At 56.7% G+C, this 25120-nt stretch carries 20 protein-coding genes, 1 tRNA gene and 1 rRNA gene; 2 read left to right on the forward strand and 20 right to left on the reverse strand.

All coding sequences use genetic code 11. The annotated features are described in order from the left end of the window. Nucleotides 1–100: 100 nt before the first annotated feature. The 7 genes from WGC32_RS10510 to WGC32_RS10540 form a co-directional block, all read right to left on the reverse strand. Nucleotides 101–976 (reverse strand): anti-sigma-I factor RsgI family protein, encoded by an 876-nt coding sequence (locus tag WGC32_RS10510; RefSeq protein WP_342681823.1) that lies wholly within the window; start codon nt 974–976, stop codon nt 101–103. Then, on the reverse strand, nt 973–1698 hold the full coding sequence (locus tag WGC32_RS10515; RefSeq protein WP_342681825.1) for a sigma-70 family RNA polymerase sigma factor: 726 nt from the start codon (nt 1696–1698) through the stop codon (nt 973–975). Before WGC32_RS10515 ends, WGC32_RS10510 begins: the two co-directional genes overlap by 4 nt. Nucleotides 1699–2018: 320 nt before the next feature. After that, nucleotides 2019–7400 (reverse strand): CehA/McbA family metallohydrolase, encoded by a 5382-nt coding sequence (locus tag WGC32_RS10520; RefSeq protein WP_342681826.1) that lies wholly within the window; start codon nt 7398–7400, stop codon nt 2019–2021. 42 nt (nt 7401–7442) lie between these two features. Continuing rightward, the gene (locus WGC32_RS10525; RefSeq protein WP_342681828.1) at nt 7443–8645 is read right to left on the reverse strand and encodes a YibE/F family protein; all 1203 of its coding nucleotides are present in this window, start codon (nt 8643–8645) and stop codon (nt 7443–7445) included. Between the two features lie 499 nt (nt 8646–9144). Continuing rightward, entirely contained in the window at nt 9145–9444 is a 300-nt protein-coding gene (locus WGC32_RS10530; RefSeq protein WP_191482673.1) for a hypothetical protein, read from the reverse strand. Between the two features lie 119 nt (nt 9445–9563). Then, nucleotides 9564–10004, reverse strand: a complete 441-nt coding sequence (locus WGC32_RS10535) for an Hsp20/alpha crystallin family protein (RefSeq protein WP_342681829.1) — start codon at nt 10002–10004, stop codon at nt 9564–9566. A gap of 642 nt (nt 10005–10646) precedes the next feature. Next, nucleotides 10647–10723: transfer RNA gene (locus WGC32_RS10540), tRNA-Pro, on the reverse strand. A gap of 308 nt (nt 10724–11031) precedes the next feature. On the opposite strand from WGC32_RS10540, the gene WGC32_RS10545 reads away from it, so the two are divergent. Continuing rightward, on the forward strand, nt 11032–12408 hold the full coding sequence (locus WGC32_RS10545) for a glycine--tRNA ligase (protein WP_191482676.1): 1377 nt from the start codon (nt 11032–11034) through the stop codon (nt 12406–12408). Nucleotides 12409–12462: 54 nt separating this feature from the next. Here the strand turns inward: WGC32_RS10545 and WGC32_RS10550 are convergent, their stop codons facing one another. The 13 genes from WGC32_RS10550 to rrf all read right to left on the reverse strand — a co-directional run bounded on the left by WGC32_RS10550 (nt 12463) and on the right by rrf (nt 23381). Further along, nucleotides 12463–12633: a 4Fe-4S binding protein gene (locus WGC32_RS10550; RefSeq protein WP_191482677.1), complete on the reverse strand. Its 171-nt coding sequence runs from the start codon at nt 12631–12633 to the stop codon at nt 12463–12465. Nucleotides 12634–12862: 229 nt separating this feature from the next. Then, the gene (locus tag WGC32_RS10555) at nt 12863–13729 is read right to left on the reverse strand and encodes a PSP1 domain-containing protein (protein WP_342681831.1); all 867 of its coding nucleotides are present in this window, start codon (nt 13727–13729) and stop codon (nt 12863–12865) included. Nucleotides 13730–13774: 45 nt separating this feature from the next. Further along, the gene (locus tag WGC32_RS10560) at nt 13775–14740 is read right to left on the reverse strand and encodes a DNA polymerase III subunit (RefSeq protein WP_342681832.1); all 966 of its coding nucleotides are present in this window, start codon (nt 14738–14740) and stop codon (nt 13775–13777) included. Next, entirely contained in the window at nt 14740–15063 is a 324-nt protein-coding gene (locus WGC32_RS10565) for a cyclic-di-AMP receptor (protein ID WP_191482680.1), read from the reverse strand. The genes WGC32_RS10560 and WGC32_RS10565 overlap by 1 nt, the downstream gene beginning before the upstream one ends. 59 nt (nt 15064–15122) lie before the next feature. Beyond that, the gene (locus tag WGC32_RS10570; RefSeq protein ID WP_342681836.1) at nt 15123–16469 is read right to left on the reverse strand and encodes an aminotransferase class I/II-fold pyridoxal phosphate-dependent enzyme; all 1347 of its coding nucleotides are present in this window, start codon (nt 16467–16469) and stop codon (nt 15123–15125) included. 57 nt (nt 16470–16526) lie between these two features. Further along, the gene (locus tag WGC32_RS10575; protein ID WP_342681837.1) at nt 16527–17576 is read right to left on the reverse strand and encodes a lipid II:glycine glycyltransferase FemX; all 1050 of its coding nucleotides are present in this window, start codon (nt 17574–17576) and stop codon (nt 16527–16529) included. A gap of 511 nt (nt 17577–18087) precedes the next feature. Continuing rightward, entirely contained in the window at nt 18088–18531 is a 444-nt protein-coding gene (locus WGC32_RS10580) for a CBS domain-containing protein (protein ID WP_342681839.1), read from the reverse strand. Beyond that, nucleotides 18446–19378: an epoxyqueuosine reductase gene (locus tag WGC32_RS10585; protein WP_342681841.1), complete on the reverse strand. Its 933-nt coding sequence runs from the start codon at nt 19376–19378 to the stop codon at nt 18446–18448. Before WGC32_RS10585 ends, WGC32_RS10580 begins: the two co-directional genes overlap by 86 nt. A gap of 188 nt (nt 19379–19566) precedes the next feature. Next, on the reverse strand, nt 19567–20418 hold the full coding sequence (gene rsmI, locus WGC32_RS10590) for a 16S rRNA (cytidine(1402)-2'-O)-methyltransferase (RefSeq protein WP_224771879.1): 852 nt from the start codon (nt 20416–20418) through the stop codon (nt 19567–19569). Nucleotides 20419–20433: 15 nt separating this feature from the next. Beyond that, nucleotides 20434–21174, reverse strand: coding sequence for a tRNA1(Val) (adenine(37)-N6)-methyltransferase (locus WGC32_RS10595; protein WP_342681843.1), 741 nt, complete (start codon nt 21172–21174; stop codon nt 20434–20436). A 113-nt stretch (nt 21175–21287) separates the two neighbouring features. Next, nucleotides 21288–21731 (reverse strand): DUF4234 domain-containing protein, encoded by a 444-nt coding sequence (locus WGC32_RS10600; protein ID WP_191482687.1) that lies wholly within the window; start codon nt 21729–21731, stop codon nt 21288–21290. Between the two features lie 133 nt (nt 21732–21864). Continuing rightward, nucleotides 21865–23094, reverse strand: coding sequence for an MFS transporter (locus WGC32_RS10605; RefSeq protein WP_342681845.1), 1230 nt, complete (start codon nt 23092–23094; stop codon nt 21865–21867). 170 nt (nt 23095–23264) lie between these two features. Next, nucleotides 23265–23381, reverse strand: a 5S ribosomal RNA gene (rrf, locus tag WGC32_RS10610). A gap of 508 nt (nt 23382–23889) precedes the next feature. On the opposite strand from rrf, the gene WGC32_RS10615 reads away from it, so the two are divergent. Then, nucleotides 23890–25113: an MFS transporter gene (locus tag WGC32_RS10615; RefSeq protein ID WP_342681846.1), complete on the forward strand. Its 1224-nt coding sequence runs from the start codon at nt 23890–23892 to the stop codon at nt 25111–25113. Nucleotides 25114–25120: the final 7 nt, after the last annotated feature.

Genomic DNA, 25120 nt, shown 5'->3' on the forward strand with positions numbered 1-25120 from the left:
TTGCTCCTCTCAGTTATTATCGTGTGGTTTTCACCTTACACTGATAGACTACGGAAGGCCTACCAAAAAACCGGGGTCGTACAGAAAGATTTTTAAAAAATTAGTCGTCATCCTCTTCATCATCATAGTTGGAATCTCCACCATCATCGTTGTCATCATCGTCATAGCCGCTGTCATCTGACCCGTTGTCGCTTCCCGGGCTGTATCCGGAATCACCGTCGCTGCCCGGCCCATAATCCGTATTGCCGTAGCCGGTGTTTGGGGAGGTCGCAGGGGGCGGAGCCGCCGGGGTGGTGGCTGGGGTTGTTTGGGGCGGTGTGGTGGTTGTAGCCGGCGGGGTTGTCGTGACCAGCGGCGTGGTGGTTGATACTTCCTCCGGCGCTTCCTCCCCCTGGCCGTTTTGGTAGTTGACGATTTCGATCATCACCGTCATCCGTCCGTCCAGATATTCCTCCACCTGGGTGCGCAGCTGCATGCCGTACTCCTGGAACATGGCCTCATCGGGGGAGTCAATGGAGAAGGAGATTTGACCTCCTTCTGACAAAAATCCCATAGCAATGGCCCGGTCAATGAGTTCATCGGCTACAGTGACCTTATCTTTGCCCTTGCCGTCATAGCCTTCCAACAGCTTTTCTCCGTCTTCATTGGTCCCGGTCAGATCTACAACCGTTCCCTGCCGGTTCAGATCCATCTGCACCTCCGGGTTGATGGTCAAATAGATGGAGGAGTAGGGCTGTAAATAATTCTGATAGTAGCCAATACCGAAAACCAACAGCAGGCATGCTGCAATTGCCGCCACAGCGCCACCAATCCATCGGATGGTATGGCTTTGTTTTTGCGGCTCTTCCCGCATCAGCACCGGGTCATATACCCTTTGGCCTACTTCATACTGGAGATTGGCTGCTTTGAAAAAGCGGCCCTCTTCATCCAGAAGAACGGCATATCCAGGGTGGCATTCCATTACCAGATAACTCATCTCACTGCCACTCCTTTCATCACCTGCTTTAAGTGCCCTCGGATGATTTCATACCCATTGGTATAGATCAGCAGCAGGGCAATCATATATTTGCGGTGCCGCTCCAGGGTTTTTCTTTCTACACCGCTGCCCTCCGACAGCCGGCTGATGGGCAACCGCCGCGTTCCCAGAAGATCCTCCAATAATTCCGGGTTCTCCCGGGCGTATTGCAGGGCCTTCCGGCAGGCCTCGAGCGTCCGCTGCTGTTTGGGGCAGTTGGCCGCCACGTCGGTCAAGCTAACTCCAAACTCCGCCATCTGGCTGCTGAGGTGAAAAATTTCCTCCCGGGTGGCGTTGCGCTGCATCATTTCCTCATGATGATCCCGTTGATCCGCCATTGTCTCCCCTATGGTGACATCGTCCTCCCCCTGAGGCGTATCCAGGGAGATGACGCCGTCATGCCGCCGGTTCCTCCGGCTGTAATCGATGAGACGGCTTCGGATCAGCATTCCCGCGTATTTGAGAAAAGCCCCGCGAGTCCGTGAATAGCTTCCGATGGCCTCGTGGAAGGCCATCATAGCGATGCTCAGTTCATCGTCCTGCCCCTCTATCGGCGGCCGCTTTAAAAACTTGGCTGTTTCCGCCTTGATAAAGGGCAGGTAGCTGCTGATGAGCCGGTCCGCCGCCTGTACATCCCCTCTTGCCTCGTCGACCTGTTGGATGATTGTGTGCTCACTATTCATACAGCAGATCCCCCCTTATATAGAATACGGTCCCTGTTTTCTCAAACCGGGGCCAATCAATAAAAAAACTAAAAAATTTTCTACTTACATCACTTTGATGGCGTATTATACATGTAATAAAAGTAATAAGAAACCATTATTGTTTCAGGTTTAGGTAAATTTTAGGTAAATATTTTCCTGTTTCTATGATACCTTGTTTGCCCTAACCACCCCATATAAAAACAGGAGGCACGGTTTCGTGCCTCCTGTCTTTATTTTTTCCGGCGGCAGGCTATCCTGTCCCCGGTCTTTTTATTTCACGGGATATCCCCTTGGGAAAGCTATCGGTTCTGTCCCGCTTTCCTGCGCTGGGATACTGTCAGGGCCACAAGGGCAGCACCGCTTGCCGCCAGAAGAAGGGCCACCAGAAGGATATTCTGGCTGTCTCCTGTCTGGGGGCTTTCCTTGCCGCCGGTGGAGCCGTTGTTCTCTGTCGTCCCGTCGGGGAAGGTGATATTCCCGTCTTGGGTGTGGCCGGGAATGGAGGGCTTGCCGTCCTGGCTGCCGCCGCCTTCCTGGCCGCCCTGGGTATCCTGGACAAAGTCGGCGATCAGCTCTATGTCGCCGGTGACATAAGCGCCGTAAACGGTAAGGGCTCCTGTGGCCGGGTTATAGGCATAGCCTTCGGATGGGAGCTCTGCGCCCTCCACCAGAACCTGCACCTGCTGGGGCAGCTTGTAGCCTTCATCCGGGATCAGGGTGGCGGTGAAGTCCTCCCCTGCCACCGGCGCCTGGGTGTAGGATGCGGTGCCGTGGGTGGTGGTGACGGTTACCTGCAGAGCCGCTTCCGCCGGCTGGATCTCGGAGCGGTCACGGACCCGGAGGCGGTTGCCTTCGGCGTCGTGGGAGACAAAGCCAACGGCGGAGATGGTAGCTCCCTCCTTGACAAAGTCCTCCAGGGGCTGGGAGGCGTCATTGGAGTAATCGATATAGCCATCCACAAAGACCCGGCAGCTTTCGCCGCTTTCATCTACCAGCGCAATGCTTTCTACAATGCCGCCGGCCAGCTTCACGCTCTGCACGGTGCCTTCCACCCGGACCAGCATGCCGAAGTTAGCGTCATAGTCGTTGGCCTCTTTGGTGGTAACATCGGTAATGACCACGTTTTTGCTGCCTTCCAGCACCGTCACATTGATGGCGGAAAGCTGCTTGTCCCCGATATATTCGCTGATGGAGCCGGTGACCATCACCTGGTCGCCCCGGCGGATGGTGTTGTCGTCGATGGGGAAGACATTGATGCCGTTGCCCTCATCATCCTGGATGTAGATGGTGTTAAAGAAGGCGTTGCCGCTTTCTGCGGTGCCGTTGGCCACGGTGCCGACGACGGTAAATACCTCCCCGTCGGCGCCGGCCCTGGCCTCCTGGATGGTGCTGATTTCAGGCTGCTTCTGCACCATGGACAGGATGTTCTGGGCGATAATGCCGTTGGAGTAGCTGACCTGATCTTCAGCCGCCACCTCAAAGTTGGAGCAGAAGACGGTGCCGGAGAGGAATACCCGGCCTTCCCCCACCCCTTCGGTGGCCATGGCGACAACGTCGCCCTTCTGCACCACGGCGCTTTCCGGGTCGTAGGGATCGGAGTAGCTCAGCACAGGCTTGCTGTGTCCCTGGGCGGGATTTTTGCTGTTGATGGAATAGGTGCCCTCATGTCCGAAAACAATGGGCTCGCCGCTGCCCACCGCAATGGAGCAACCGGAGTAGGAGCTGTAGGCCAAGCCGGATTCCACCACGCCGGAGAGGACCTGCTGAACGATAGGATCGCTGCTTTCGGTGTTAAAGTCGTCGAAATAGAGGCGGTAGGGCTGTCCCCCGTTTTCCTCCTGGTCGATGAGCTCGTCGTCGTTGACCCGCATGGTGGTGCCAATGGCGGCCAGGAGCTTGTTGACCTGCTCGTAGGTGGTATAGGGCACTCCGCTGTTGGCGTCCTGATAGTCCGCCAGGCCGCAGACAATGACGGTGCCTCCGCCCTGGACGTAATCCCGCACCACATTGATAAACTCGTCCTCAAAGGTGCTGATCGTGGCCTCACCTGTGTAGTCGCTGGTATATTTCAGCGGCGCGGAGATGACAAGGAGGGAAACGTCGGCCAGGGTTTGGGCGGTGATGGTCTCGCCCGGCTGGGCGATGCGCACCTGGATGTTATCCGCCGTGCCCATGTTGATGAAGTTGGTCATGTTCCCCGCGTAGTAGCCGTTGACATAATCGTTATAGTGGGTGCCGTCGATGAGCACCTTGGTGGCAATGGCCGGATCGGAAACACTGAGCTTGAGCACGTCGGTGAAGGTAAATTCCTCCCCGCCGATGGTGGCCTTCATCTGGACATTGATGTTAAAGCCGCCGGCCTGCGTCACCGTATAGGGGAAGGCATAGGTGTCGGAAGTCCGAGCCCCTACCACCCCTGCGTCGCCGATTTGGCTGACGTCGGCGGTGTGGAAAGGCTCCTCCTGGCCCTCCATGGTATAGGTCAGGGAGGTGACGGTCATATCCTCGCTGAGATTGTTGTAGATCTGGCTGGAGATGTTGATCTCATCCCCTTTGATGGGCAGAGCTACGTCGCTGGCGGTTTTGGAGACGCCTGCATTCATGCTCTCGCCCACCCAGACCGGAGCGGTGACGGCGATATTCTTATCCGCCTGGGTAATCCGCAGGTAATAGTAGCCGTAGGTGGCGGGGAGGTTGTCAAAAGAAAGCTCCGCCGAGCCGCCTTCAAAGGTCTGCTCCGCCAGGGTCTGGCCGCCGTTGACAATGACCTCCACCTTGGTGGTGCCAGCGGTATCGGTGGGGTCGGTGATGGAAACCTGGATATCCACCTCATCCTGGTCATCCAGGATGGAGCCCATGGCGTTGCCGTTGAGGGAGTAGAGGATGGACAGGTCGTTATCCTCGGTGGCGTAGACCCGGTAATTCTTCATGGCGTCATAGATGGCCTCCTCGCTCAGGTCGGTGGCCAGTACAACGCTGCGGGCGGTGTTGGAGTCTCCCCAGTTGCCCTTGTGGTTATCCTGGTTGTTGGTGGGGGCCACATGCCAGCCCTTATCCAAAGCCCGGGTGTAATAGCCGTAGGAGGGGAAGTAACCGGAGCTTCCGATGGCCCCCTCGCCGTTGCCGACCTCGATGAGGGTGATCTGGTTATCCACCACCGGGTCATAGAGGGAGAAGTCCATAAAGTCGCCGAAGGTATCTCCAGGATGGTTAAACTGGGAGATGGTCTCCGGGTTCTCGTTGAGGGTGTCGTAATAGGCCTGCAACACCTCATAGTTATCCCCTTTCTTATAAGGGGCGTAGTTGCGGCTTTCAAAGCCCTCGGAATTAAAGGTATTGATGTGTCCCGGAGCGCCGCCGGACCAGGTCATCTCGAAGCCATAGAGGCCTACAAAGGTGCCGCTCTCCCGGGCGGTGATGTCCCGGGCGCCCTGGCGGCCTTCCGCCCATTCAGAGCTGAGGCTTTCGGCATTTGTATCCCCCAGGTGAACCCCTCCGTCGTTGTCAAAGGAGTTGGAGTGGTCGGTAAGGGCTAGGAAATCCAGGTTTTCCACCTTGGAAGCATGGTCATAAGCCTGCTCCACCGTACCGGTGCCGTCGGACAGGTTGGTATGGGCGTGAAGCTGGCCGAAATAAAGCTGATAATCTCCCAGTTCCATGGGGGCTTTATAGGTAAAGGTGATGACTTCGCCGGTCTGGGCCGGGGTCTCATCCACAGCGGGGATATAGGCCACCGCCTTGATGATGACAGGCTGGTCCTTGGCCGGGGTGTTTTCAATTTCAATGGGGTCGGTGTATTGCAGCTCCGGTTTTGTCACATCCGGATCTTCCGGCTCGGTGCCGTCGGTTTTCATGGTAAAGTAGATCTGTGCCCCGTCGGCGGCGGAGAGGGTGATCTTCTGGCCCGCCTCCACACTGGCGCCGCTCTTGGGGGAAGCCTCTACCTGCAAGCCCTCCACCTCCGGGGCGTCGGGATCGGTTATTTCGCCGGTGACCTTGTAAAACTGAAGCTGGAACTGGTCGTCGGTAGCGGCGCTGCTGGAATTATAACTGCTCCAGTTGTTGTAATCCGCATACCATTTCATATAGTTGCTCCGCACCGTGTTGCGGATGTTATAGGTGCCGTTGGGAAGGGCCGTGACCTCCCAGTCGTCGTTGACAGCCCCTAAATCCATGCTGGAGTAGCTTTCCGCCAAGCCGATGTTCTGGCCGTTCTGCTGGAAGCTATAGGTGCCGTCGCCGTTTTTGACCACCGTCCACACCTCGGTATCTCCAAAGCCGGTGACGGTATCGCCAGAAACCTCGATATCCACCCCTACGTTATAGAAGCCGGTTTTCTGGGAGGAAAGGGCTTTGTTATAGGCTGGGGCATAGATAACCACCTTGTCCCCGTCGGCAATGGGGGACTGGGGATCCTCGGGATCGGTTATTTCGCCGGTGACCTTGTAAAACTGAAGCTGGAACTGGTCGTCGGTAGCGGCGCTGCTGGAATTGTAGCTGCTCCAGTTGTTGTAATCCGCATACCATTCCATGTAATTGCCCCGCACCGTGTTGCGGATGTTGTAGGTGCCGTTGGGAAGGGCCGTGACCTCCCAGTCGTCGTTGACAGCTCCCAAATCCATGCTGGAGTAGCTTTCTGCCAAGCCGATATTCTGGCCGTCCTGCTGGAAGCTATAGGTGCCGTCGCCGTTTTTGACCACCGTCCACACCTCGGTATCCCCAAAGCCGGTGACGGTATCGCCGGAAACCTCGATATCCACTCCTACGTTATAGAAGCCGGTTTTCTGGGAGGAAAGGGCTTTGTTATAGGCCGGGGCATAGATAACCACCTTGTCCCCTTCCTCCAGGGGGATTCCCCCTTCTTCTATGGTGTACTGGAGGGTCTGTACCGCGCTGTAAACGCCATCCAGCACCGCCACCGCTTTCAGGGTGCAGGCGGCGCTGATCACCGGCTTATTCCCGTCGCCGTAAAGCTGGCGGGAGGGATTGCCGCTGTCGGCAGGGTTGCTCCCATCCAGGGTGTAGTAGATCTGGGCGCCGGTTGTCGTAGTGCTCAGGGTGATGGAGGTACCCTCTGCCACCGCGCCCGCCTGGGGATTGGCGGAGGGGGCTGCCACTGTTACCTCCCCAGAGCCGCCCTCCTCTAATTTATAGAGGGTAAACTCGTGGGGATATCCGCCGGGATTCTTGGTGGCCGTGGTCTGCTTATAGCCCCGGAATTTGTTGCCTGAGGCTCTGTTGCTGGCTAAAACCACCGTATCGCTGCCGGTGCCGGAAAAGACGAACTTCCCGTCTGTTTCCGTCCAAGCCCAATCATATTCTCTTTCTTCGATGCCGTTATTGTTGCCCCCTTTGGGCGCGATAAAGGCACCGTCGCTGAGCTTGATCTTGGCGGAGGTACCTGTGACGGTAATCTCCACTACCGCGGTTGCTGGATTTGTCACCGTGTCCCCATCCGGGGTCAGGGCGACGGCGGAAACCCAGGCGCCGTCCATGGGACCCACGGCATAGCCGGTGTCCACCATCATAACATACTCGCCGGTGGTAAAATCATCGCTGCCTGCAATCTTGTGATACTCCCCCGTTCCCGCGGCAAAGGCTGCCGTAGGCACCAGGGAAAAGAGCATCAACATCACCAGGATCAGGGATACCACCCTTGTCAGACCGTTCTTGGTTTTCATTGGCCTTCATATCCTCCTTTAATTCGTATCAAACATCTATGTTCAAACGCCTTTGCGCCCAGCCATCATTCGGGCGCTGATCAAGGCGACAATTGGCACACATAATAGGATCCCCATGGCCCCTGCGATGCTCTGGATGATCTCGATGCAGATATAATCGGTGTTGCTGAGCTGGAGAAAGGGGATGTCATAGGTCTGCACCAGGATGAGCATATTAAAAGAAGAACCCGCAAAGGCCAGGATCAAGGTGTTGGCCATGGTGCCCATGGCGTCCCGGCCAATGTGCATGCCGGAACGGAAAAGCTCTCCCGCCGTCAGCCGTGGATTTTGCTCCTTCAGCTCCCAGACCGAGGAGGCGATCCCCAGGGCCACATCCATGACCGCCCCCAAGGCGGAGATAAGGACGCCGCAGACCAATAGACCGCTGATCTTCAGCCCCTGGTCGGCGCCGTAAAGGATGAGGTTTTCCGCCTCCGGCATGTTAAAGCCGTTCATGGGGGTGATCGTTCCCACCAGGGCCGCAATCCCCCCGGCTACCACGACGCCGATGACACAGCCCAGCACCGAGCAAAGGGTCTTTTGGGAAAAACCGTTGAGCAGCACCAGAGCCCCCGCCGCTGTCACCGCCACCATGGCTACCGTCACCGGGATGGCGGGCAGTCCTCGGATGATGCTGGGAATGAGGATAAACCAGATACAGGCCAGGGTGAAAATCAGTCCGGCCAAGGCCCCCATTCCCTTCTTTCCTCCCAGCACAGCCAGCAGGACAAAGAAAATCAGGACAAAAACGCCTAGGACAATCCCCCGGTCGTAGTTAAAAAGGGAAGGATAATAGCTGCCCTCATCGTCGGTCATAATCCGGACGATGACCTGATCCCCTTTATCTAAATCCACATTGAACAGGGCGCTCATAGGGTTTGACAGGGTCATAATTTCATCTTTGTGGGCGCCGGTGAGGATTTTGATCTCCAGTTCTTGGGTACCCACCCGCTTTCCTTCGGCGTCCTCATCGGGCTGGGCATCATCGGAGAGCACCGCCGTCACCACTGCCTTGTCATAAGCCATCTGGCTGGCGCTGGTGGGCACCTGTCCCTCCACCGGCTGGTTGATCCAGACGCCCCAGGCGATCAGCCCGGCGAAAAGCACCGCCCCTACCCCAAGTCCCGCCAGGTTTTTTGGCTTTTGCAGCCACTCCTTCAGGGCATGGGCCCAATCCTTCAGTTTGATCTTTAACTTATCCCACATGAAATTCATTTCCTCCAAAGCGATTTCTATCTATATCCCGGCACAACCCTCCGCCGGAAACAGAAAAAGGAACTGTTGCCATCCAAGCTGCGGCTGTTCGGACTTCGGCTGGGCCAAATCCGCCGGCCGCCTGCTTTTCTGGAGCAGATTCCCAGTTCATGATGCCTGTAGCTATACTTCGGGGTTTCAGACCTTGGCGTTTTCTCCCTCTTTCCTGTCGTGGAAAAGGCCGCCTGCCATCGATCCAGGCTTTGTGATCCATCATTCATCATAGCCAGCCGGCGAAGGAGGGACAATCATGTTTGCGTGAAGGCAATGTAAAGTTCGGTTTTCGTAATGTAAAGAATATTGAAAGGAAAATTAGAGACACTCCGCAGCTATCGGCCGCAAAAAAACAGCCGCCTCCTGCCGGGGGATTTCCCCTTGCAGGAAGCGGCTGCCTTATTTTCGCCTATGCACTTATGTGATCCTGACCTTGTCAGGATGCTGGTGATCTTTTCTATTTCTTCGACTCCCCGTCGATCTCATAATCCTTGAACAGGGCCAGCACATAGCTGTTGGAAAGCTTCTTTCCCATCAGTTCCCGGAACTGGGCGCTTTTGGTCCGCCCCTCTCCCCGCAGCTGCTCCAGCTTTTGGGAGATCTCCTTCTGTTTCTGCTCCAGGTCTTCCCAGAGGTTTTCCAGTTTCGCCAGTCTTTCGACGGCCTCGCCGCCATAACCTTCCTCCAGGGGCTGGATCTGTTGGCTGTCTACCTGATAGCCGGATCCGTTTCCCTGTTTTCTTGTCAGCCGATTCACCGGCCTACGCCCCCTTTCGTTTTCTCATCATACTCCCCTGCTCCTGTCTTGTCCAGTGCCATTCAAAAACAAAAAAGGAGCGTCCCATGAGACGCTCCTTCTGTATCAATTTGTTGCGCTTATTCGATGGCGATGGCCGTTGTCTTCGGCAGCTGCTTTTGGGCCTCTTTGGGCAGGGAGATCTTTAGGATACCGTCTTCATACTTGGCGGATACATCCTTCGGCTCTATATCGCCCACATAGAAGCTTCTTCTCAGGGCGCCTGCGTACCGCTCCTGGCGGATATATTTGCCTTTCTTATCCTTTTCATCTTTATCCAGGCCCTTGGCGGCGCTGATGGTCAGATAACCATCCTTCAAGTCTACATCAATCTCGTCTTTCTTAAAGCCGGGCAGGTCAATATCAACTTCATAGGTAGTATCCGTTTCCCGTACATCAGTCTTCATCAAATTCTTGGCATGTTTGCCATACAACGGATTGCGGCGGTTCCACATGGAACGCATAAAATCATCATCAAAGAAATCATCAAACAAATTTTCACCAAAAATGCTGGGCAACATAAGTCATTCCTCCAATCTTTTCGCTTATTTCTTGCCCTGCGGGAGGGACCCTTTCCGTCCCTCTCTCTTGGAACAACCTTGTTATACCACTCCATATTAGCACTGTCAAGAGGAGAGTGCTAAAATTCACAAAAGAAGCCATGACTCGTTACAAAATATACGATTTTTTAGACCGCCCACAAATCCCACGTCAAAGAAAAACCCTCAACAAACGGCATGAACATGCCATTTGTTGAGGATAATTCCTTGGTTTGCGCCACAAAAAAGATGCCCGCCTTAAGCGCGGGCAAAAAGGCAAAAGAAAAAACTGAGCCCGGAACGCGGATTGCGTCCAGGCTCAGCCTGGTGGGTTTGTGCCACAAAAAAGATACCCGCTGCAAACGCGAGTGGCAAGGCAAAAGAAAAAACTGAGCCCGGAACGCGGATTGCGTCCAGGCTCAGCCTGGTGGGTTTGCGCCACAAAAAAGATACCCGCCTTAAGCGCGGGCAAAAAGGCAAAAGAAAAAACTGAGCCCGGAACGCGGATTGCGTCCAGGCTCAGCCTGGTGGTTTGCGCCACAAAAAAGATGCCCGCCTTAAGCGCGGGCGAAAAGGCAAAAGAAAAAACTGAGCCCGGAACGCGGATTGCGTCCAGGCTCAGCCTGGTCGAGGCGACAGGACTCGAACCTGCGGCATCTTGGTCCCAAACCAAGCACTCTACCAAACTGAGCTACGCCTCGTCGTCGCACCAGGGAAATAGAAGTTGTACGCACCTGCGCCCCTATCATCGATATCAGAATGTGCTAGCAAAGTCAGCGCAGGATCTCTTTATTTGTGGTGCGAACAATATTATAGCGGAATCTTCCTCCTCTGTCAATAATTCTTGCAGGTTCACAGGGGAAAAATGGCGGTTTTATCCCCTTTTTCCTTGACTTATCCTGCCCTGGCGTTTAAAATTAAGAAGTTAGTATATGGATTTCCCTGTGAGGAATCACCAGACGCGATGGAGCAGTCGGTCTGTAATGGATAGAAAATGGGAGGTAAAGTTATGCTCAATTCTGAGAAAACCATGGACAAGATTGTGGCCCTGTGCAAAGGCCGCGGCTTTGTCTATCCGGGCAGCGAAATCTACGGCGGCCTTTCCAACTCCTGGGACTATGGTCCCCTGGGTGTGGAGTTTAAAAACAATGTCAAACGAGCATGGTGGAAGAAATTTGTCCAGGAGTCCCCCTACAACGTGGGACTGGACAGCGCCATCCTGATGAATCCCCAGGTGTGGGTGGCTTCCGGCCATGTAGGCGGTTTTTCCGACCCGCTGATGGACTGCAAGGACTGCAAAACCCGCCATCGTGCCGATAAGCTCATCGAGGAGCAGACCGGCGTGGCCCCCAACGGCTGGAGCGACCAGCAGATGATGGATTTCATCAAAGAAAAGGGCGTCAAATGCCCGGACTGCGGTTCCACCAACTTTACCGATATCCGCAAATTTAACCTGATGTTCAAGACCTTCCAGGGTGTCACCGAGGACGCTAAGAGCGAACTGTATCTGCGTCCTGAGACCGCCCAGGGTATCTTTGTCAACTTTTCCAACATCCAGCGCACCACCCGCAGGAAGCTGCCCTTCGGTGTCTCCCAGATCGGAAAATCCTTCCGCAACGAGATCACTCCGGGCAACTTCATCTTCCGCACTCGTGAGTTCGAGCAGATGGAGCTGGAGTTCTTCTGCAAGCCGGGCACCGATCTGGAGTGGTTCGCCTACTGGAAGGATTACTGCCACAACTTCCTGCTGAATCTGGGTATCAAGGATGAAAACCTCCGGCTGCGGGATCATGAGAAGGAAGAACTTTCCCACTATTCCAACGCCACCACCGATATTGAGTTTATGTTCCCCTTTGGCTGGGGCGAGCTGTGGGGCATTGCCGACCGCACCGATTTCGACCTGTCCCAGCATATGAAACACTCCACCAAGAGCCTGGAGTACTTCGACCCGGAGACCAACGAGCGGTACATCCCCTATGTCATCGAGCCCTCCCTGGGCGCCGACCGGGTGGCTCTGGCCTTCCTGTGCGAGGCCTACGACGAGGAGCAGGTGGGCGAAAAGGACACCCGTGTGGTCATGCATCTCCATCCGGCCCTGGCCCCCTACAAGGCTTGTATCCTGCCCCTTTCCAAGAAGCTGTCCGAGCAGGCCACTGCCATCTATCATGACCTTGCCAAGCATTTCATGGTGGATTACGACGACGCCGGTTCCATCGGCAAGCGCTACCGCCGGCAGGACGAGATCGGCACCCCCCTGTGCATCACCTTCGACTTTGACAGTGTGGAGGATGGCTGCGTCACCGTACGGGATCGGGATACCATGGAACAGACCCGGATGCCCATTGCGGAGCTTGTGCCCTACATCGAGAAAAAACTGGAATTCTAAAGCAAAAAGAAAAGCGCACACCCTAGGGTGTGCGCTTTTTTTGTACCTATTTCATTACTGGGGATTGGGTGCTCCTACGGGACATACGCCGTTGCAAGCGCCGCACTCGATGCAGGTATCGGGATCGATGACGTATTTGTCGTCACCAGCGGAGATAGCGGATACGGGGCACTCTGCCTCGCAAGCGCCGCAGCTGATGCACTCATCATTAATTACATATGCCATGAATGATACACCTCCTTTGTTTTCAACGTTATTGTACCATATCCGTGGAAAATTGCAACCGTTCCCGGCCCAATTTCCAGGAGGTTTTTTCAATTAATTTCTTCCGCCACCTACCGGCGGGCAGTGCCCGCTGCCAGATCGCGCTTTGGTATCGTTCGAGACAAAAACGCGGGCGTTGCGGACGGCGGTTTTAGCTAGGCCGTGGGCGCGTCTTCCTCGCCGGAAGGCGCTAGCCCTCCAAGTCCTTGAGGGCGGCAATCTCCGACCGGTCCACCCGGATCTGGGCGTCCTTGATGGTCTTGACCTTCTCTTTAGGAAAAATCTGCGGCGCCGCGTCCTTGGCCTTATCCAACCGCACCTTCAAAAGCCCGGTCAGAAGATTGACCTCGATGACGGTACCCCGTCCCTCCTCGGTCTGGACATAGGCTCCCACCTTGGGAGTGCTGTGGAGCAGATCCTCATAGGCCGCCTGCTCATATTTCAGGCAGCACATAAGCCGTCCGCAGGTTCCCGAAATCTTGGTAGGGTTGAGGGAAAGGCCCTGCTCCTTGGCCATCTTGATGGAGACCGGCTGAAACTCCCCCAAAAAGGTGGCGCAGCAGAAGGGTTTTCCGCAAACTCCCAAGCCGCCCATCATCTTGGCCTCATCCCGCACGCCGATCTGCCGCAGCTCAATGCGGGTGCGGAACACCGACGCCAGGTCCTTGACCAATTCCCGGAAATCCACCCGTCCGTCGGCGGTAAAGTAAAAAAGGATCTTATTGTTATCAAAGGTGTATTCTACGTCCACCAGCTTCATCTGCAGCTTGTGCTTGGCGATCTTCTCCAAGCAGATCTGGAACGCGGAGGATTCCTTCTTGTGGTTGTCCTCCACATGCTGCAGATCCTCCTCAGTAGCCACCCGGATCACCTTTTTCAGCGGATGGACAATCTCCTCCTCGTCCACCGCCCGGTTGCCCATGGCCACCTCGCCGCACTCAATGCCCCGGGCCGTCTCCACAATCACCGACTGCCCCTTTGGAATCTGGACGCCATTGGGGTCAAAGTAATAGACCTTGCCCACGCTTTTAAAACGTACTCCGATTACCTCGATCATGAAAAACTCCTATCGCCAACCGCCAGAATCCCCGGCGGTAGTTTTTTAGTTACAGATATTATTTAAACTAGCACAAAAGAGGGTGGTTGTCAAACTGAAGTTCTGGTTGCGCCGCAAGGCCAGAACGGTGCTGTCAATCAGGTCGGTTACCTCCATAACACGGGCTGTGGAAAGGCCCCCCAGCACCTCCTCCGCCTGGCTGTCCCCCCGAAGGCGGCCCTCCATGGCGGTGGTCAGAGTCCGGCGCAGATGCCCCAGGCAGGCCAGAAAGCCCTCCTTATCCCGCTCGAAGCCGGCGCAAATGGAGAGCATCTCCATCTCGTCCCGGTTCCTTAGCGCCAACAGCAGCCGCAGGGCGCACTCCGCCTGTTTTTGCACCCGCTCATCCCCTGCCATCTGGATGGCGAGGCCTAGGTTGCCCCCGCTGGCCTGGTAGAGCCGGTCGACCTCCCCCGCCGCTGTGGGCGCCATCTGGGGGAGGGCCCGGGCAAACTCCTCTTTGGAGAGCTCCTCCAGGTGGAAGCAGATCACCCGGGACAGGATGGTGGAGAGCAGGGCGTTCCGGTTTTGCGCCGTCAGGATAAACATGACGTAGGAGGGCGGCTCCTCCAGCACCTTGAGCAGGGCGTTCTGGGCCGCTGTGGTCATATTCTCGCAGTTTTCCAGAATGAACACACGCTTGTCCGCCTGGTTGGGCAATATCCCGGCATGCTGGCGCAGCCGCCGGATATCCTCAATGTGAAAGCTCCCAGCGCCGCCAGCCCCGCCGTAAATCTCCACGTCGGGATGGTTATCCGCCAGGATGTTTTTGCAGCTGTCACATCGAAAGCAGCCGCCGGGCCCCTCCTTGCACAGGGCCATGGCCGCGATAATCCGGGCCAGCCGGCGCTTGCCCAGGCCGTTTTCCCCCTCCAGCAGCAGGGCATGAGACAAACGCCCGTCAGCGCACAGGCCAGCGAGCGTTTGCAAAAGTCTCTGATTGGCGAAAAAAAGCTCATGTTCCACGGGCATTACAGTTTTTCAAACCTCTCAATATTGGTGACAAAGATGGTGGCGCCGCCGATGGTGACCTCCACCGGGAAGGAGGAATAAAGTCCCACTCCATAGGAAGAAGACGCAGGTACCATCTGGGTCCGCTTCTTGCTGTGCTTGCCAATGACAGCGATGACCTCATCCACCTTGTCGTCCTCGGTGCCGATGAGGAAGGTGGTATTCCCCGACATCAAAAAGCCGCCGGTGGTGGCCAGCTTGGTCACGGAAAATCCCGCTTTGGTCAGGGCGGAGGATACCTTGCCGCTGTCTTCGCTTCCCACAATCGCAAAAATGAGTTTCATCAGTCATACCTCCTCAACACAGGCCGCAAAACAGCCTGCCATCTTAGATAAATCTATCTTTATTTTACCACTTTTACCTGTGTTTTTCCAGACGCTGCGAAAATTTTGCACAGTCTTTTGTCCAAAACCTCCCCCGGCATGATCGCCGGTACCGCCGGCGGGCAGGGCCAGCGGATATCGCCATAGATTCTTCCTTCCGCCTGTGTCACAGGAATATGCTCTTTCGGGGCAAAGTATGCCTGCCGGGGGCTCATGGCCTGCCGGGGCCGGCCGCCGGCAGGAGACTCTGTCTGCCCGGCCGGGGGCTTGCCTTCCCCGCTTTGCCGGGACACCCCCCGGCAGCTTAAGAGGATGGCCTCCCGCAGCCGGATAAAATCCTCCTCCGGCGTCTGCATGGAGGGCATGAGCACCACATGGCCCTCATCGGCAAATTCGCACTCAATCCCTTCCTCCCGCAGCCGGCCGGCAAACTCTGTGCCGGTGCGGCCCAGGACTTTGGGCCGAAGGGTCAGCTTCATAGGATCGTCCCCCATGGGGTCAAGGCCCTTGTATGCCGCCAGAGCCCGCAGGGCGGCGCAGCTTTCCGCGGCCCGGCGGGTTCCGGCCTGGATTTCGGCAAAGCGGCCGGTGAGCATATCCATGGAAAGCATCATGAGATAGCTGGGGCTGGTGGAGCCGAACAGGCCCATGGCCTCCTTGGCCGCCGCCCAGGTAAAGCGGTCCGACCCGATGTGGAGCAGGGCGCTGCCGGTCAGGGCGGGCAGGGTCTTGTGCAAGGAGTCGCAGCAAAGGTCCGCCCCCAGGGTCACGGGGTGGAGATCCTCCTCCAAAAACTTCAGATGGGCGCCGTGGGCGTTATCCACGAGAAGGGGCACCCCAGCCTCATGGCAGGCTCTGGCGATGCCGCCGATGTCGTGAATCTGCCCGTAATAGTCAGGGGAGGTGATATACACCGCCCGGATTTCCCGGTCCCGGCCCAGGGACTGGGCCACCTCCTGGGGGGTAATACAGCCGATCTCCCCGCCGGAGTCCTGGGGGAAAAGCCACACCGGGCGGATATCCAGCAGGATCATGGCGTCCAGCGCCGCCTTGTGGATGTTGCGGAAGAAGAGGACCTTCTCCCCCGGTCCCGCCGCCAGGGCCAGCATGGCCTGGATGCAGAGGGTGGAGCCTCCGCAGGAGATGAGGCTCTCTTTCGCGCCGTAGCGGCGGGCAAACGCCTCCTCGCACCGGCGGATCACCCCATCACACTCAAACAGGCTGTCGGCCCCCTGGATTTCGGTGATGTCGTAGGCCGCCGCGCCCGCCAAAGGCTCCGGCAGAATCCCCTTGTGGCCCGGCATGTGCATCCGCGCCATGCCCTCCCGGATGTAGTCTTCCAGCATCTTCTGGATCGGTGTATCCACCCTTTCCCCTCCTATCAAAAAGGGAGAGCTGCCCAGAAGGGCCGCCCTCCAGCGTGGTTAATGTTTCAGCTTTCTCTTGATGGCGCTCAGCTTTTCCTTGGCGTCGATGGCAAAGTCCACAAATTTATAGGCAAAGGGCTTAAAGACCAGATCAAACTCCCCGGCCAGCTCATCCAGCTGCCCGTTAAAGCCCTTTTTAAACCGATAAAGGCCGTACAGATGGCTGGACTCGTCCAGGTTTCCAGAGACCCCCTGGAAGTCGTAGACGGTGCAGCCGCCCTCTACCGCCCATTTAATCATCTCCCACTGGATCAGGTAGTTGGGCATGACGTTGCGGTTTTCATTATCCGACGCGCCGTAGACATAGCAGGTTTTTCCCGCGTATTGGGTGGTCAGGGCGCCGCTGATGGCCTTGCCCTGATAAAAGGCCATATAGAGCCGGGCATGTTCCCCCAAAGCATCCAGCATCCGCTCAAAATAGGCTCGGGGCCGGACGTTAAAGCCGTCCCGCTCCCCTGTGACCCGCATCAGCCGGATGAAGTCGTCCAGATATTCCTTGCCTACCACCTTGACCTCTACGCCGTGCTTTAAGGCCACCCGCACATTGTAGCGGGTTTTGCTGTGCAGGTTCATGAACAGCTCCTCTTCGGTGCGGCCGTCCAAATAAAGCCGGTAGTTAAACCGGGCCTGGATGGTTTCAAAGTTTTCGCCGCCGGTAAAATGGGTAAAGCCCAGGCTTTTGCACAGATTGATAAACCCGGTATCCGAGATCAGCACATCCGGATCCATCTTGAAGGCATGGGCCCGGCGCTGTTTGGCCAGCATCTTGACCCCTTCCACCAGATCGGAGAGCACCTCCCGGTCGTGGAGGTCGCATACAGGCCCTCGGGGCGCGTAGAGAAAGGTGGTGCCAATAAAAGGGATCTTCTGGATGAGCACCAGCATCCCGCCCCGGATCTTCCCCTCACTGTCCCGGGAGACAACGACGGCATGATCCCAATTGTTCTTGACCTTGGGCCAAAAAACCGACTGGGTAAAGCATCCCTGGGGATGCTGCTCCGCAAATTCTTCGTATTCTTTATATTTTGACTGTGCCAATATTTCCACAAGCGGTCACTCCAAATTCTTATGACTGGATGAAGTCTGTTTTTCTGAAACTTGATGATGGCATGGCCGGCCCCTAAGCGGGCCATAGAACTCGATCTCATTGCCAACTTACAGCTATTATACCACATTTTCCCCTCCCCCACCACCTGCCGGCGGAGGACTTTGCGCTATGGCGCAACGGGCAACAAAAGCGCGGGCACTGGGGCAGGATTATAAGCTAAACTTAGGGCGCGGCTTCCCCCGCCGGGCAGGCGGCAGATCTCCCTCCTGCGTTAATCGAGACGGGGCGCGGGCAACGTGGCAGGGTTATAAGCTAAACTCATGGCGCGGCTTCCCCCGCCGGGTAGGCGGTAGTTCGCCCTCCTGCGTTAATCGAGACGGGGCGCGGGCGTCGCGGCAGGGTTATAAACTAAGTCTAGGGCGCGGCTTCCCCCGCCGGGCAGGCGGCAGATCGCTCTCATGTGTTAATCAAGACGGGGCGCGGGCAACGTGGCAGGGTTATAAGCTAAACTCATGGCGCGGCTTCCCCCGCCGGGCAGGCGGGCGGCGGCTGGGAGATGTTATAGACGGCCCGGGCCACCTCGCTGTCGGTCTTCACCTTGGCAATGTCCCCTAAAGAGACCATCCCCACCACCTTGCTACCGCGCAGTACCGGCAGCCGGCGGACCTGGGCCGCACCCATGAGCGCAGCCGCTTCGGTGACAGTCCGCTCCGGGGTGATACAGGTCACCTGGGTGGACATGATCTCCCCGGCGGTCATCTTGCCGGGATCCTTGTTCCGGGAAAGACAGCGCACCACAATATCCCGGTCGGTGACGATGCCCTGGAGCCTGTCTCCCTCCACAATGGGGATGGCTCCAACGCCGCTGTCATCCATCTTTTTGCTCAGGCTGCGTAAGGTTTCCGACGGCGCTGCCGTCACCACAGCCTCCTTCATGATCTGAGCTATCTTCAAGGCGGACGCCTCCTTCTTTGAGGGAATATTCCCCTCTAGTATCCGCCTTTTGTCCCTCCATTATGCGAAGGTTCCGCCGGAGGACGCCCGGCCCGCGGAAACCGAAGGCCCGGCCTCTTACCTCACCGCGGGTCACCGGCAGCTCCAACCGCTCCACCCTGTCTTCATAAAAGGCCGGGATGGGGCTTTTTTTCACGTCCTGGTTCATGGGGCAGATTTCCTGACACCGGTCACAGCCCCAGATGATGCCGGTGGAGGCCAAAAGCCAGGCCTCCTCTTCTGTCAGCTCCCCCCGCTTTTGGGTGATGTGGGAAAGACAGCGCTCCGTCAGGATTCCATCTTCCCCAATGGCCCGGCCCGGACATTGCCGGCGGCATTTCCCGCAGCCAAGGCAATGCCCTCCCGGAGGCTGCCGGGGCGGAAGGGCCAGGTCGGTGACAATTTCCCCAATAAACACATAGCTGCCATAATCTGGGGCGATGAGAAGTCCGTTTTCTCCCCGGCAGCCCAGCCCCGCCTCCACCGCCGCCCGCACCTCCCGGATGGGGGAGGAATCTACAAAGGGGAGGAATTCGTGGCCGGGCAGCTGTTCTGATAAAGAATCCGCCATCTGCCGCAGCATCCCACCGGCTACCCGGTGGTAATCCGGCACGCAGGCATAGCGGGAAAGATTCCGGCCCGGCATCTCTCCGGTAAAGTAGGGGAACAAAAAACAGATCACTGTCCGATGCCTTTGGTTTAAAAGCTCTGCGCCCCGGCAGGGGAGATACGGGCCGCACCTATCTAAAGGCGCTGTTCCCCACCGGGGGATTCCCAGGGCCTTGGTTAAGTTTTCGATCAGCTCCATGGGCTCCCTCCTCTTTCCACCTTTCGGCGGGGATACTGGGCCGCAGGGCCAGTTCAAACGTATTCGCGTAAAAGGCGACATCGTCGCCAACAGAGCCTAAGGCGTAAACTGCCAGATCTAGCCGCTGCGTCGCCAGAGACAAAAACGCGGGCGGCGCGGCCCGTGTTATAAAGAAATTCCAGGGCAGGTCAGTCTTCCTCAGGCGGGGCGGACAGGGCCGCCTTGTAAAGCTCGCTCTTTTTGTAAGGGGTGAGCTTGGCCACCTCTTTTGCCGCGTCGGAAAGGGATTTGCCCCGGGCGGCGGACTGCCTGACCAGAGCCACCGCTTCCTCAAAAGAAAGGGCTGTGTCTTCCTCCTGGGGCTTCCCCTCCACCACCAGGACAAACTCCCCTTTGGGCGGCCGTTCCTGGAACAGGGCCAAAGCTTCCCCAAGGGTGGTGCGGATGGTCTCCTCGTGGAGCTTGGTCAGCTCCCGAGCCACCGTCACCCGCCGGTCCCCGCCAAAGGCCTCCGCCATATCCCCCAGTGTAGCCAGCAGCTTATGGGGCGCTTCGTAAAACACCATCATCCGCTCTTCGTTTTTCAGGGAATCCAGATGGGCGGACCGGGTGTTCCGGTTGACGCTGAGAAATCCCTCAAAGGTAAAGCGGGCGGCGGGGAAGCCGGAAAGGGCCACCGCCGACACCACGGCGCTGGGGCCGGGCACCACCACGGTGGGAATACCCCGCTCCCCGCAGATCCGCACCAGGTCCGCCCCTGGGTCGCTGATACAGGGCATGCCGGCGTCGGTGACAATGGCGCAGCTCTCCCCGGCGGCCAGCCGTCCGGCGATGTAATCCCCTTTTTCCCGGATGTTATGCTCGAAATAGCTGACCATGGGCTTTTTGATGCCAAAATGGTTGAGCAGCCCCAGGGTCACCCGGGTGTCTTCCGCGGCGATAAAATCCACCTGTTCCAGGGTTTCCACCGCCCGGGGCGTCATGTCGGACAGGTTGCCGATGGGGGTGCCTACAATATAAAGGGTTCCCTGTTCTTTCAACAAATTCACTTCCATCTATCTCACTTTATTGTCCTTTTTCCGGTAAATGTCCAAAACCTCCCGGGAGAAGCCTCCCGGTCCCTCGATGATCAGATCCTTTTCCACCTGCAAAAAGGGTTTTGCACCCTTTTTCCCCTCCAGCAGGAACAGCCAGGGAGGCCGTCCCGGCCGCTGGGTGACAAACCGCAGCCGTTTGGGCTCCATGCCGTGGTCCCGCATGGCGCAGATGGCGTCGCACAGCCGCTCCGGCCGCTGGCATATGCAGAGCCGGCCGCCGAATTTGAGGAGCCGGGCCGCCGCGGCGCACAGATCGTCTAAGCTGCACATGGTTTCATGGCGGGCGATCTTGTCGCTTTCCTGGGCGCTGATGATGCCGCTGCCCGGCGCCTTATAGGGCGGGTTGCAGGTCACAAGGTCCAGGCTTTCCCGGGAAATGCCCGTGAGCCGCCGGATATCCCCCAGGATCGGGCGTACCCGGTCCTGAAGGCCCGCCCTCTCCACCGTCACCTCCAGCTGGTGGATGGCCAGAGGCTGGATGTCCACACAGTCGGTGTGTACGGGGCCTTCCTCCCGATCCCTGTACCAGAGTAGGGCCACAATGCCGCAGCCGGTGCCCAGGTCCGCGCACCGGTCGATTCGTCTGGCGCGGGCAAAATGGGAGAGGAGAAAGGCGTCGGTGCCAAACTTGTGGGCATCGCTGACGCAGATTTCCAGGGTATCGCTGAGTTTTTCAAACTGATAAGCTTCCGGCTGCAATGGGGCACCTCCCTTACATATGTGTTCCTATCATACCACATTCCGCCCTGTTTCTCCACCGGAGGATGAAAAAAAGCGCCCGCATCCGGGCGCTTTCGCTGCGATGGTGATTATTATTGATAGGGGCCATAAGGTCCGCCGGGGTTGTTGTAGGGATTATAGGGGTCGCCCATATTGGGGTTGGGGCCGCCCTGGTTGGGATTATAGAAGGTCTGATCCCAGATGGTGTTGAGCTGGTTTTGCATAATGCCCATGGACACGAGGGAAAGGCCAAAGATCGCCACCACCAGGTTGATGATGGAATTATCCGACGGATAGGGTACGCCTACATTGATGGAGATTTCCCACATCTTTTTGCTGTATTTATAAATCCAGTAAAGGCCATAGATACCGCAGGTAATGATGGTCAGCAGGATCTCGGTGCCCGGTGTGGTGGAGCGATCCCCGGTAAAACGGGACACGTCGTCAGAGAGCTGATACATCCACACATAGTAATAAATGCCGCAGGTGATAATGGTAAGGATAATGATCATCGCGATACTCTTTTTTTCCGGCATAAAGGTATTCCCCTTTCAAGATGTCGGCAAAGCCGCCTAGCCATCCGGCCCTTGTCGGCCTCCCACTTGTTGCTATTATACCATGTTTCCCTGTTTTGAAAAGTCCTTTTGATGAGATTTCCATGAAATGCTTTTATTTCATGGAAACCTTCTCCCCCGCTTCCTGCGTCTCTTCCCGGCCGGTTCCAGCCATGCCGATGAGGAAAACCGCCACGCCTGCCACCGCCAGCACCGACATGACCCCGGCGAAGACCTGGGCGCCGAAGTGTTCCATAATCAGGCCGCTGAAAAAGTTGCCGCAGATGCTGCCGATGCCAATGGTCACCGAGTAGCCGATGGTCAGGGAGGTAGCGTAGATCTTGGAGGGGACAATGCGGCTGATATAGACCACAAACAGGGGGATATACATTCCCCAGGACACCGCCTCGAAGGCCTTGAGGAGGATGAGCCCGGTAACACTGTGAACCACCAGCAGGGCCAGGGAACGCACCGCCAGCACCACCGCCGTAAAAGCGTAGAGGTTTTTGAGCCTTATCCGGTCCTGAAGCCGGGAGAAGATGAACATCATCGGCGCCTCCACCGCGGCGCCGGCAAAAACCAGCATCCCCACATGGGTATTGGTCCCTCCCGCGTCCTGGAGGATCACCGGCATAAAGGCCAGCATAGAGCGGTAGGCCGCCTGGTAGAGGGTGGTACTGATGAGAAAGACCATATAGGGCCGGTTCTTGGCCAGCAGGACCAAAGCTTTTCCAAAGCCGATGCGCTCCTGCACCTGGCCCTCCCGTCGGACGCCCTTGTTTTCCGGCTCTACCTTTTCAATGCAGAGGCAGCAGGCGATCATAACCAAAAGGAGGGCCGCGCTGCCGATAAACATGACGTTGTAGCCCCACAGATCCATCAGCTTGCCCGCCACAAGGCCGGTGAGGGAATAGCCCACCGCCCCCATGACCCGGGTGACCGGGTAGTTGACATAGGGCTTTTTCTTGTTGACCCGGATCTGCCACGCCTCCGGGATACAGTTATAAGTATAGGTAAGAAATCCCAGCAGGAGGATGACGGCAAAGCACAGGGGAACAACGCCCACCGTCAGGGGGATGACCAGGGTCACCGGGATGGCGATGGCTCCGATGAGGATCATCAGGGAGCGGCAGGAGATAAAGGTATCGGTCAGGTAGCCGTAGAGGGGCTGGCTGACCATGCTCAGCGCCGCGATGAGGGCGTTGAGCAGCCCCACCTGAAAGTCGCTGTAGCCGTTCTGGGTCAGATAAACCACAATAAAGCTGTACACCATACAGTGGGCGGAACAGTACATCCAGTGCAGCGCCGCAAAGGCCACGTTTTCCCGACAGAATAATTTTTTCATCCTCCTACCTCCCTTAAAAACTGAGACTCCATCTCACCATTCACTTTATCACGTTCCGGCCGTAATTTCCAGTACATGAAAAGCTGAAAAAAGCCGAAATCTCAGGGTGATTTTTTACACTCCCGTCAAAAGAAAAACCACAGCATGTTTCCATGCTGTGGTTTTTAAGAAGCCGGCACCGACCTATTTTCCCAGGCAGTCGCCCGCCAAGTATTTTCGGCACAGATGAGCTTAACTACTGTGTTCGGGATGGGAACAGGTGGGACCTCATCGCTATAAGCACCGGCAAAGGCAAAGGGCAGCCCCCGTTGAGGACGCCTCTGTGGATCATTATATTACCACATCCCCAGAAGCTTGTCAAGGCGGTTTCGAAGATCCCTTCCATCCGCGGGGACGCGGAGGGATTTCAAGCATCATACCGCCTTTCACCCTAGGAGTTTTCTCATCTATCCTTTCTTTGGTCATGATCGGCTAGGCTGTCCAATACAATTAAAATAGGATCATGAGCTTTTGAGCGCTAACCTCCTATGGGCCTTTTGCAAAAATATGCCCCCGCTTGGTGAAAAATCAATAAAACAGCAATCTGCTCAAGGAATAAAACTAGTATTTATGCAACCCAAACAGATTTATGTCAAGAGGGTAGACACCTCCCAACCCCCATGCTATAATGAGGGCAACATATTCATTATATGTAATACAGGTTCGTATAAAGAAACGATTCCCGATAAAGGAGGAGGAGAAGGTTTTGTACGAATACAGGTCCTTTTTTAAAAATAATGACAGAGGTGTGGAAAAATGACTGCGACTTCCGTAAAAAACCAAACGAAAAAATTATCCTGCTGGGCAGTCCTGTGGATTGTTGTCCTTTCCATGACTGCACTGGCGCTGTGTATGTTCAAGGTCCCGCCCCTCATGGGTGATCTGATCGCTGCTTTGAACCTCTCCGGCACCGCCCAAGGCGGCTTCCTCATGTCCATCTTTTCCTTTGCCGGCATTATCCTGGCCATTCCTGCCGGTTTGATTATCACCCGCTATGGTATGTACAAAACCGGCGCCTTCAGCCTGATCTGTTCGCTGGTGGGCTCCCTGCTGGGCGTCGTCACCCAGTCTTACGCTCTGCTGCTCATCGGCCGGATCATCGAGGGCGTGGGCCTCATCTTCATCGCCACCCTGGGCCCAGCGGCCATTGGCAGCGTCTTTGCCCCAGAAAAGCGCGGCCTTGCCATGGGCATTATGATGTCCTACATGTCGGTGGGACAGTTCATCATGTTTAACGTCGCTCCCCGTATTGCCGGCGGCGGCGCTTGGAAAAACGCCTGGTGGCTCACCGCCGTCTATTCCGCAGTGATGCTGGTGCTCTGGATCATCGGCATGCGCCGGCTGGACGCCACCGTTAACCCCGATAACGATCCCACCAACAAAGAGGCCCAGACCAAAATGGCAAAAGAGGCGCTCTCCGTGGTCATCAAGAATCCGGCTGTCTGGCTCATCGGCGTTACCTTCGCCCTGATGCTCACCACCAATCAAGGCGTTCTGGGATTCCTGGCTCAGTACCTGTCCGAAGTCCGGGGCATGGACGCCAGCACCGCCAGTACCATCACCAGTCTGGCCAGCATTATCGGCATCCCCACCGGCCTGGTGGTAGGCGCCGTATCCGATAAGCTTCATTCCCGCCGGGGCCCCATGATTTTCCTCTTCGTCTTTTCCGCCATTGTCTATATCGTCATGCCTCACTGCCCCACTAATATCTACTGGCTTATGAGCCTCATCTTCGGTATCGCTACCATGGGTCTCGCCACCCTGTGCTTTGCCGCTGTCCCTGAGGTCATCGCCAAACCTGAGCAGAATGGTATGGCCTGCGGTGTTGTCAACACCCTGGAAAAGGTGGGTGTCTTTCTCAGCACCATCCTCTTCGGCGCCCTCATCGAGGTGGTGGGTTGGACCGTCACCTTCTATATCATGGCTCCCATCTGTATTCTGGGCATTATCAGTGTATTCATCAATAAGAAGCTGAAGTAGAAGAAAG

It is taken from the genome of Zongyangia acetica (assembly GCF_038739695.1).
GTDB classification, from domain to species: Bacteria; Bacillota; Clostridia; order Oscillospirales; family Ruminococcaceae; genus Zongyangia; species Zongyangia gallinarum.

Coding starts and splice junctions, on each gene's coding strand:
- WGC32_RS10515 (WP_342681825.1), bottom strand. CDS start 1,698: ATGAATAGTGAGCACACAATCATCCAACAGGTCGACGAGGCAAGAGGG.
- WGC32_RS10545 (WP_191482676.1), top strand. CDS start 11,032: ATGCTCAATTCTGAGAAAACCATGGACAAGATTGTGGCCCTGTGCAAA.
- WGC32_RS10585 (WP_342681841.1), bottom strand. CDS start 19,378: ATGGAGCTGATCGAAAACTTAACCAAGGCCCTGGGAATCCCCCGGTGG.
- WGC32_RS10605 (WP_342681845.1), bottom strand. CDS start 23,094: ATGAAAAAATTATTCTGTCGGGAAAACGTGGCCTTTGCGGCGCTGCAC.
- WGC32_RS10565 (WP_191482680.1), bottom strand. CDS start 15,063: ATGAAACTCATTTTTGCGATTGTGGGAAGCGAAGACAGCGGCAAGGTA.
- WGC32_RS10550 (WP_191482677.1), bottom strand. CDS start 12,633: ATGGCATATGTAATTAATGATGAGTGCATCAGCTGCGGCGCTTGCGAG.
- WGC32_RS10555 (WP_342681831.1), bottom strand. CDS start 13,729: ATGATCGAGGTAATCGGAGTACGTTTTAAAAGCGTGGGCAAGGTCTAT.
- WGC32_RS10510 (WP_342681823.1), bottom strand. CDS start 976: ATGAGTTATCTGGTAATGGAATGCCACCCTGGATATGCCGTTCTTCTG.
- WGC32_RS10615 (WP_342681846.1), top strand. CDS start 23,890: ATGACTGCGACTTCCGTAAAAAACCAAACGAAAAAATTATCCTGCTGG.
- WGC32_RS10600 (WP_191482687.1), bottom strand. CDS start 21,731: ATGCCGGAAAAAAAGAGTATCGCGATGATCATTATCCTTACCATTATC.
- WGC32_RS10535 (WP_342681829.1), bottom strand. CDS start 10,004: ATGTTGCCCAGCATTTTTGGTGAAAATTTGTTTGATGATTTCTTTGAT.
- WGC32_RS10560 (WP_342681832.1), bottom strand. CDS start 14,740: ATGCCCGTGGAACATGAGCTTTTTTTCGCCAATCAGAGACTTTTGCAA.
- WGC32_RS10525 (WP_342681828.1), bottom strand. CDS start 8,645: ATGTGGGATAAGTTAAAGATCAAACTGAAGGATTGGGCCCATGCCCTG.
- WGC32_RS10520 (WP_342681826.1), bottom strand. CDS start 7,400: ATGAAAACCAAGAACGGTCTGACAAGGGTGGTATCCCTGATCCTGGTG.